Annotated in this window: 3 protein-coding genes; all 3 read left to right on the top strand. The window is 47.8% G+C overall.

Translation table 11 applies throughout. The features are described from left to right. Positions 1-72 precede the first annotated feature (72 nt). The 3 genes from ABF463_RS14470 to ABF463_RS14460 are packed head-to-tail and all read left to right on the top strand — an operon-like array spanning position 73 to position 2,019. Positions 73-408: a PadR family transcriptional regulator gene (locus tag ABF463_RS14470; protein WP_415534737.1), complete on the top strand. Its 336-nt coding sequence runs from the start codon at positions 73-75 to the stop codon at positions 406-408. 35 nt (positions 409-443) lie between these two features. Next, positions 444-1,088, top strand: a complete 645-nt coding sequence (locus ABF463_RS14465) for a permease prefix domain 1-containing protein (RefSeq protein WP_415534735.1) — start codon at positions 444-446, stop codon at positions 1,086-1,088. Continuing rightward, positions 1,081-2,019 carry a DUF4097 family beta strand repeat-containing protein gene (locus tag ABF463_RS14460; RefSeq protein WP_415534733.1) on the top strand — a complete coding sequence of 313 codons (939 nt, stop codon included), beginning with the start codon at positions 1,081-1,083 and terminating at the stop codon, positions 2,017-2,019. The genes ABF463_RS14465 and ABF463_RS14460 overlap by 8 nt, the downstream gene beginning before the upstream one ends. Positions 2,020-2,100: the final 81 nt, after the last annotated feature.

Here is a 2,100-nt window from a genome sequence, read left to right as displayed (position 1 = left end):
TAGATATACATTGACAGGCGATGTATATCCTGCTATACTATAGGCATTCCATAAGAATGCGAGGCAAAAGATGTGTCTATCACGTCCGATTTAATCCGCGGCCACACGGAGGGCATTATTTTGTCACATCTGCGCCGAGGTGACAGCTATGGATATGAAATCAACAAATCCATACACGAAAAAACCGGAGGTCTCTATGAACTGAAAGAAGCGACCCTCTACAGTGCGTTTCGCCGGATGGAGGGCGCGGGGTTGATTCGCTCATACTGGGGAAACAAAGAGACCGGCGCCAGAAGGCGGTATTACAGCATTACAACGCTGGGAACGCAAGTACTAGAGCAGCATCTTGCCGATTGGGCAGAAGCCAAAGAATTGATTGATCGGCTACTTACGCCAATGACTCTGTAAAAACCAACCATATAGTGTGAAGGAGAAATGGAACCATGTACGAAAAGCTGCGCGCACATATTGAAGCGCTGTTTGAAAACGCGCCGCATACCCGCAAAGCCGAGGAACTGAAAGAGGAACTTTATGCCGATCTGAGCGCTAAATATGCCGATTTGGTAGCACAAGGAAAAAGTGAGGAAGATGCTTTTCAGATTGCCATATCGGGAATCGGGGACGTAGACGAGCTGTTGTACGGCCTAAAATATGACCCGTATGACCCTGTGGAGGAAGCGCGCCGCAAAAAATCCGCCGGGGTCATTGCGGCTGCGGTTGGAATCTATATCCTTTCATTGGTTCCTGTTATCATTTTTCAAAATTCTGTTGGCGCAATCGGCATGTTTGTGCTGATTGCGATTGCCACCATCATGCTGGTCCATAATCATATATCCCAACCGCGTTATTTTCATCCAGACGATACCGTGGTGGACGAATTTAAAAAGTGGAAAAGCAACGGTGACGATACCCGCCGTCTTTACCGCTCCATTACAGCCGCGCTGTGGCCGCTGATCGTAGTTCTTTACTTTATTATCAGCTTTTTCTTTAGAGCATGGGCATATTCGTGGATTATTTTTCTGGTGGGCGTCGCACTGCAAAATATTATCCGCTTGGCGCTGGATCTGAGAGGAAACCGTCATGAATAGACCATACAAACGGCATGGCAGTTCTTTGCCGGCACTTATTATCTGGATCATCATTGCCGCCCTGCTCCTTTGCATTTTGGTATCCGGATTTACCCATTCCGGTTTTCTTTACAGTTTCAGAAATCCTTTTTCCGGTTGGAATAGCAGCTATGCAACAAAAGAAATCAAGAAAGACCTGACAATGGATGGCATCCACGCGATTTCCATCAATGGCACTTCTGCCGATATCCATGTCACGGCCTCCAGTGACGATCAGATTCATGTGGATGCCAAGCTGCGGGATAATGTTTCCACAGAAGATGCCATTACCAATGAAAATGGCACGCTCTCAATCTCAGCCGATTCAGGAAACCGTTTCTTCTGGTTTCCCTGGGACTGGCATACCTCCATTATAAACATCGCGTTGCCTGCGGCTTACACGGGGGACTTCCTTACAGTGATCACGTCCGGTGACATGTCTTTCCCGGAAAGCCTGCATTTGGGGAAACTATTGCTCCACTATACCAGCGGCGATATCGAGGGCGGGAATATTACGGCTGCGTCTGCTGATATACGCGGCACTTCCGGCAGCATTCAGTTGCAATCCCTGCAAAGCCCGAATTTCACACTGCGCCAGACATCGGGCGATATCACAGTGAAACAGTTGTCCGGGGCGGGGGGGATCGGCCTTGTGTCTGGTAATATAGACACCGCTATTACATCAATCAGTGGAGATATCAAGGCGTCCAGCATATCCGGCAACATTCAGTTTTCTTTGCAAAATGATTTATCTGCCAAGGTGGACGCGAGTTGTATATCCGGCGATATCCATTCGGATTATCCGTTGAATTATGCAGGTGCGCACCGTGCATCCGGCAGTGTCGGATGCGCACCCACGTATACAATATCTGCTCAAACCACTTCGGGCAATATTGACTTTCTTAAATCTTAAAACCCCTATAATAATACCTCTAAAACGGGGCTGTTGCAAAACAACCTCAACAAAAAAGTCAAGACGGCCAACACGAAAAAA

The sequence above is a fragment of the Ethanoligenens sp. genome, assembly GCF_047718355.1.
Classification (GTDB): Bacteria; Bacillota; Clostridia; order Oscillospirales; family Ethanoligenentaceae; genus Ethanoligenens.
Note: the sequence above shows the minus strand (reverse complement) of the source record. Positions and strands in the feature narration are given on the sequence as shown.